Source organism: Pseudarthrobacter sulfonivorans (genome assembly GCF_014712225.1).
Classification (GTDB): Bacteria; Actinomycetota; Actinomycetes; order Actinomycetales; family Micrococcaceae; genus Arthrobacter; species Arthrobacter sulfonivorans.
In genome coordinates this window covers 66,857-73,539 of record NZ_JACXBW010000022.1, presented here as the reverse complement: position 1 = coordinate 73,539, position 6,683 = coordinate 66,857, and the positions used below count along the sequence as shown (strand labels likewise).

Genomic DNA, 6,683 nt, shown 5'->3' with positions numbered 1-6,683 from the left:
AACAAGGACTGACAGTCCATAACTGAGGTTCCGGGAGCGTCTTTGTCCGTCAGAGGCGCTCCCGGGGCCTGACCGCCAGGCGCGTTCATGTCCGCGGGGCTGCCTCTCTGCAAGCCGGCTCACCAGATGCACGGCTGGACAGGGACGGCCGGCCCAGGCATGACTTTTTGCATCAGCAAACCAAGAGACTCTGTGACCCACCTAGGTGCTTGGACGTTCGCGCTTCGGAGTCCCGTCTCATCATCGCCGTCCGCCAGTGGCAATCAAGGCGGTAGGCATCGCACGACGTTCAGCCATCAAAGGAGATGTTATGAGTGAAGATCGTTTGGATGAAGCCGACGACCTGAAAAGGTCAATCAACTGGAAGCAGGGTGCGGCAATTGCGCTGGGTGTGCCCATGCTGATTCTGCCATCGCTGGGCTACCTGCCGATGTATGTATCTGCCGCAGCAATCCTGATCTGGGGAATATCGGTCCTGCAGGGTTTCATGCAGAGCACCGCGTATGCCGAAATGGCCACCACCTTTCCCAAGGCTTCCGGTCTGCCGGGTTTCGCGCAGCATGTATTCCGGACCGAGAACTACAAGGGCAAGTATGACAAGGGCAAGCTGATCGGCGGCTTCACCGCATGGAGCTACTGGTTTGGCTGGAATCCGATTCTGGCGATCTTCGCCATCACGGCCGGCAGTTATCTCCATGGGTTGTTCCCGGTGCTGGGAGAGACATTCACCGAGTATCAGCTCGCATTGATCTCAGGCGTGGTGATCTTCGCCGGACTGTTCATCGTGAACTGGTTCGGCCTCAAGGACGGCGCCATCCTGGGTTACATCCTGGCGGCCATATCCCTGATACCGCTGGTCATCCTGGCCGTGGCGCCTTTTGCTACCGGACACGTTGAGCTAACCCACATCACCGGCAACTGGTGGCCGACTGACTGGGCCTGGGACCTGCACCATATCCTGATGCTCTTTGGCATCTTTGGCATCGCACAGTGGAGTGCCTGCGCCTGGGAAACGGCAGCAATTTACGGCCCCGAATACAAGAAACCTTCCAAGGATGTCCCCAAGGCGCTGCTTGCCTGCGGCCTCATCTGCCTCGCTTTGTACGTACTGCTGCAAGCTGCGGTAATCGGCGTGCTGGGTGTCGACGGTGTCCAGGCCGAGGCTGTCTCGCCCCTGATCCCGGTGGCCCAGGCCGTCTTTGGCCAAGCCGGTTCAACGATCACCATCATCATGCTGATCGCCGCCATGATCCTCATCATCCAAACGGCCTACCTGGGGTCCACCCGCGCCATGCACTCCATGTCGGTGGAAGGGAACCTTCCCCGGGTCTTCGGTAAAACCAACCGCCACGGTACCCCGTTCGTCGCCATGCTGGTCATCGGAGCCTTTAACCTGGTGCTCATCTCCATGGGAAATGCCGCGGCGATCCTCGCGGCCTCGGCCATCGGCTACACCTGTGCCAACGGCATCAGCCTTTTCGCCTATGTCAAAGCCAAAAAGCACCCCGCCTTCGCCAGACTGGAACGACCCTTCAAAGCGCCCAAGGGCTGGAAGCATGTCGCCATGCTCTTCGGCCTGTTCAACGTGCCCCTGTGCCTGATCGGCGTGGTGTACCTGAACAGCCTGGAAATCGGCTGGACCTCAACCTGGGTCGGCTTCCTCGTGCTGGCGCTCTTCATCCCCATCTGGCTGTACACCCAGCACGAATTGCGGCGGGCCGACGCCAAGGCAGCCACTGCCCGCACAGAACACGGTGCTGAAGAACGGGAAAAGGTTCTGGACCTCAGGTAGTACGAGCAGCACTAGGCAGACGGTCCCCGACGCCGTAGATAACCGCGCCGGGGACTGTCCTGCATCTAACCCAAACCCAGTGATGAGAGCGTGATCCGCGTGTTCAATATCCCGGCCATTACCTGGACCCTCACGGCCATCCTGCTGTTCAGCGGAGGCTATCACTGCCTACAGGCAACAAGGTCTCACCGGCTCACGGACCGGGTGAACAATGTTCTTCATGCCCTCATGACCGTCGTCATGGCGGCCATGTTGTGGAACCTCGTGCCATCAACGATGCTGGCACAGATCGCTCTCCTTACCGGTGCGGCACTGTGGTTCGTTATTCAGGCGGTCGCCCGGCCAGAGTTCAAAGCATTCTGCGCGGGTAGCCAAGGCAGGATTAAGTGCCTCTACCACGGCCTCACCATGGCCGGCGGTGCTGTCATGGTTGCCATGATGGGCCTGGCCACCACCCACCACGCTCCCGCCGCGGCCATGCCAATGCCGAACGCCCATCACGCGATGTCAGCCGCAACTCCAAGCACGCCCGTAGCAGCCATTGATCACTCACCCGATGTGGCGATCGCGCTGACAGGACTATTCGGAGCCGCGGCCGTAGTTTTCGTTGTCCTTTTACTCCGTTACCGGGTAGCGGGGATCAGTCACCGCCACGCCGCTGCTTCAAGGCTCTCCGTCCGCACAGAGCACGGGCTCGAAGCTCTCGGCGCCGCCGTCATGGCCCTAATGTTTGCCACCATGTCGGCATAAACGGGCAGAGAGGAAGAGGGCATGACCCCGCTAGCCTTGAGCCTTATTGAACTGGGAGCCGTCGTGTTCTCCCTCGGCCTGTTGGCCAGACTTGCCGGTCGGATCGGGATGTCGCCCATCCCGCTTTACCTCCTGGGCGGCCTCGCTTTTGGCACAGGCGGGATTGTTGAGCTTGACGGCATGAAGCCAGTCGCGCACCTCTTTGGGGAGATCGGCGTCATCCTGCTGTTGCTGATGCTCGGGCTCGAATATACGGCGTCCCAGCTTCTCACCGGACTACGGAGGTCGTGGCAGGCCGGTCTCCTCGACCTCGTCCTGAATTTCCTGCCAGGGGCCGCACTTGCCCTCTTTCTGGGCTGGGGGCTCGTGGGTGCCATGGTGATGGGCGGCGTCACGTACATCTCCTCGTCAGGCATCGCGGCGAAGGTGATCACGGATCTGGGCTGGCTGAACAACCGCGAAACCCGTGTGGTGATCTCCATCCTTGTGTTTGAAGACCTGACCATGGCTGTATACCTTCCGGTCCTCACCAGCATTCTTGCCGGCCTCAGTTTCCTCGGCGGGCTCACAACCGTGGGCATCGCGCTGGCTGCGGTGAGCGTGGTCCTCATTGTCGCGCTGCGCCACGGCCACCATGTGTCCAAGGCTGTCCACAGCGAAAACTCAGAGGTTTTCCTCCTGAAGGTCCTGGGCGCGGCCCTGCTTGTCGCAGGCGTGGCATCAGTCATGCAGGTGTCAGCGGCCGTGGGGGCCTTCTTGCTCGGCATCGCGATCTCCGGTGTCACATCGCACAGTGCCACGCGCGTCCTGACACCGCTGCGGGACCTTTTTGCCGCGATCTTCTTCGTGGCATTTGGGTTGAACACTGATCCTGGGTCCATTCCGCCGGTGCTTGGCTGGGCGCTCGTCCTCGCTCTTGTCACCGCGGCAAGCAAGATGGCCACCGGTATGTGGGCCGCGAAGCGTGCGGGCATTGGCCGCCCCGGCCGTCTCCGTGCCGGAGCCGCGCTGATAGCTCGCGGGGAATTCTCGATCGTCATCTCAGGACTGGCAGTGGCATCCGGTGCCGTCACCCAGGACCTGGCGGCCATGGCTACTGCCTATGTATTGGTCATGGCCGTCGTGGGCCCGTTGGCCGCGCGCTACGTCGAACAGCTGGTGGAAATTGTGCGGCCGCCGGAAGGCGTCGCCACGAAAGTGTAGGTGCGGTGCTGTGGAAGTCCGGTAACTTAGCGCAGCGGAGCCGATGGCTCCTTGGTGCCCGTCACTTCAGTGAGGGAGGGACCCGCAGCAGGTGCAGTTGCGGCGGGGAGCGCGCGGGCACGCTTGCCCTTCGCCCCGCGCCTGCTGGACCGGCCGTAGACCAGGTACATGGTCAGCCCGGTGATGACCATCAGCAGGACGGTGTACACGAACGTGTTTGCCACGCCCTCCACGCCTTCGGCGCCGTCGGTGTTCGCCTTGATGACCAGGCCCAGCGGCTGGACCAGGGGGTGCGCCAGGAAGATTGCCGTGTCGTAGTCATCCAGCATGCTGTTGAAGTTCAACGCAGCGATCGCTGCGGCTGCAGGAAGCACCAGGGGCAGCAGGACCCGCCGGAAGACGTACAGGGTCTTCGCGCCCATGATGGCGGCGGCTTCCTCCAGCGAGGAGTTCACCGATGCGAACGACGCCTTGAGCATGCGGAGCGTGAAGGGGATCTTGACCGTCACGAACGCGATCAGCAGGATCACGGTGGTTCCGGTCAGGACGGCGCCGCCCACCAGGGGGTTGGGGTGGTCGTAGCTGATGATGAGGCCCAGGGCGAGCAGGGCCGAGGGCAGGATCCAGGGGATATGGAGGAGGTATTCGAAAAGGGAGCTCACCCAGTTGCGGTATTTCTGCAGGAGGCGGGCCACGAACAGCAGGCCGCCCACGGCAATCACGGCCGCAAGGGCGCTGTAGATGACGCTGATGATGAAGGGGCGGAGGCCGGCTTCCTGGGTCAGCACGCGGGTGTAGTTGTCCAGCGTCAGGCTGCCCGGTGAGAGCTGCCCGGTCTGGATGGCTGCCCCGTCAGCGAACGAATACAGCACGATCAGCAGCACCGGCAGGCTGTAGACGGCAAACAGCAGGTAGGCGATCACGTGCACGGCAGCGTTGGCCGCCGGGTTGGTGATCTGCTGCTTCTGCAGCGCGGAGGACACTTTTGACACGGAGTAGTAGGTGCCGCCCTTCTCGAGCCGGGTCATGACCGCCAGCATCAGGATGGTGGCCACGCCAAGGATGACGGCCAGCAGGGCTGCCAGGTCCCGTGAGGTGGGGCTGTTCGTGAAGGTCAGGATCATCGGCGTGATGGTCTGGAAATCGCGGCCGCCCAGGACTTGCGGCGCGCTGAGCGCCCCCAGTCCTGTCAGGAAGGACAGGATGGTGACGGCGAACAACGTGGGCTTGAGCATGGGCAGCACCACCTTGCGCAGGATGGTCCAGTCAGACGCGCCGAGGTTTTTGGCGGCCTCGATGGTCTGGTAGTCCACGCCCTTGAGCGCGTTGGCCACGAACAGCATGTGGTTGGTGGTGGTGGCAAAGGTCATCACCACCAGGACGGCGAAGAACCCGGAGAACCACGCGGCGTCCATGCCGGGGAACACCTTCAGCAGCAGGGCGGTGACAATTCCCTTGTCCCCATAGATGAACTTGTACCCGGCCGCCAGCACGATGCCGCCGTAGATGAACGTGGAGGCATAGCCCAGGAACAAAATCCTGGAGCCCCGGATCTTGAAGTAGTGCGTGACCAGCACAATGAAGATGCCCACCACGTTGACGGTGACGGACAGCGCCACGGCGAGCAGGAAGCTGTTGCCGAGGGACTTCATGGCGCGCTGGGAGGAGAACAGCTTTTCCGCGGCCCGCCCGGAGAAGCTGCCGTCCGGGAAGAACGTGGCGAGCAGGACGTTGAGGTTGGGCCAGACCAGGAACGCGGCGATGAACCAGGTCAGCACCGTTCCCACGATCAGGATGAACGGGGAGCGGAGCATGCTTTTCGCTGAGGCCCCGCTCATGGCAGGACCACTGCCTGGTCCTGCCTCTCCAAGGCCTTGCCGGTATCCGCGTGGTACTGCAGCACGTGCCGGGGCTGGACGTACACGGTGGTTTCCGCACCCGCCTCCGGGTGCGCTGCGCCGTCTTCCTTCACCAGCAGCCTGAGGTCCGCGCCGTGGCTCCGCACAATGTAGCGGCTGTGGAGCCCGTGATAGGTGCGTGAAACCACTTTGCCGGAAAGCCCGACGGCGTCGCCTCCGTTGGCGGGCGGCGTCAGTGACGCCTTTTCCACCCGGAGGTAGGAGTTGGCAGCGGGGCTGAGCTCCGCACCGGAGAGCCTGTTGAGTTCAGCAATGAACTCCGGCGTCAGCGGCGAACTGTCACCGATGAAGTTGCAGACAAATTCCGTGGCGGCGTCATCGTAGATCGACTGCGGCGTGCCCACCTGTTCCACGACGCCCTTGTTGAAGACGGCCACCCTGTCGCTCATGGCCAGGGCTTCGTCCTGATCGTGCGTGACGTACACGGTGGTGATGCCGAACTCGCTCTGCAGGTCCTTGAGCTGCTGCCGGAGCTGGTGCCGGAGCTTGGCATCAAGATTGGACAGTGGCTCGTCCAGCAGGAGGATCTTGGGCCGCAGCACCAGCGCCCGGGCCACGGCCACGCGCTGCTGCTGGCCACCGGAAAGCTCGGCAACGTTCTTATGCAGCTGCTCATCGCTGAGCTCCACCCGGCGCGCGATGTCGCGCACCAGGTGGTCCGTCTCAGCGGATTTTTCTTTCCGCACCCGCAGCCCGAAGGCGATGTTCTCCCAAACGCTCATGCTGGGGAACAGGGCGTAGTTCTGGAACACCATGCCCACCTGCCGCTTGTCGCTCGGCAGCCGGGTGACGTTCTTCCCGTCCACATGGACGGTTCCCCCGGAAGGTTCGATGAAACCCGCCAACGTGCGCAACGCCGTCGTCTTCCCACACCCGGAGGGGCCGAGCAGTGTGAAGAACTCTCCGGGTTTGACGTGCAGGTCAAGGTTCGGGATGGCTACGAAATCGCCGAAGGTGACTTCGATGTTGTCTAGGCGGATCATGGGTACCTGTCTGAGGGAGAGCCGGCTGGCCCGGCT

The 6,683-nt window shown here is 62.6% G+C and carries 5 protein-coding genes; 3 read left to right on the top strand and 2 right to left on the bottom strand.

From position 1 onward, the window contains the following. The first annotated feature begins 310 nt into the window (after window positions 1-310). The 3 genes from IAQ70_RS20790 (at window position 311) to IAQ70_RS20780 (ending at window position 3,745) form a co-directional block, all read left to right on the top strand. A complete protein-coding gene (locus IAQ70_RS20790) occupies window positions 311-1,792 on the top strand; it encodes an APC family permease (RefSeq protein WP_190991840.1) in 1,482 nt (493 codons plus the stop codon). Window positions 1,793-1,882: 90 nt separating this feature from the next. Next, window positions 1,883-2,542 carry a DUF5134 domain-containing protein gene (locus IAQ70_RS20785; RefSeq protein WP_190991838.1) on the top strand — a complete coding sequence of 220 codons (660 nt, stop codon included), beginning with the start codon at window positions 1,883-1,885 and terminating at the stop codon, window positions 2,540-2,542. A 21-nt stretch (window positions 2,543-2,563) separates the two neighbouring features. Next, window positions 2,564-3,745 (top strand): cation:proton antiporter, encoded by a 1,182-nt coding sequence (locus tag IAQ70_RS20780; protein ID WP_190991836.1) that lies wholly within the window; start codon window positions 2,564-2,566, stop codon window positions 3,743-3,745. 26 nt (window positions 3,746-3,771) lie between these two features. Here IAQ70_RS20780 and IAQ70_RS20775 read toward each other — a convergent pair whose 3' ends face one another. Next, window positions 3,772-5,583 carry an ABC transporter permease gene (locus IAQ70_RS20775; protein WP_190991834.1) on the bottom strand — a complete coding sequence of 604 codons (1,812 nt, stop codon included), beginning with the start codon at window positions 5,581-5,583 and terminating at the stop codon, window positions 3,772-3,774. Then, window positions 5,580-6,647: an ABC transporter ATP-binding protein gene (locus tag IAQ70_RS20770; protein ID WP_190991831.1), complete on the bottom strand. Its 1,068-nt coding sequence runs from the start codon at window positions 6,645-6,647 to the stop codon at window positions 5,580-5,582. Before IAQ70_RS20770 ends, IAQ70_RS20775 begins: the two co-directional genes overlap by 4 nt. Window positions 6,648-6,683: the final 36 nt, after the last annotated feature.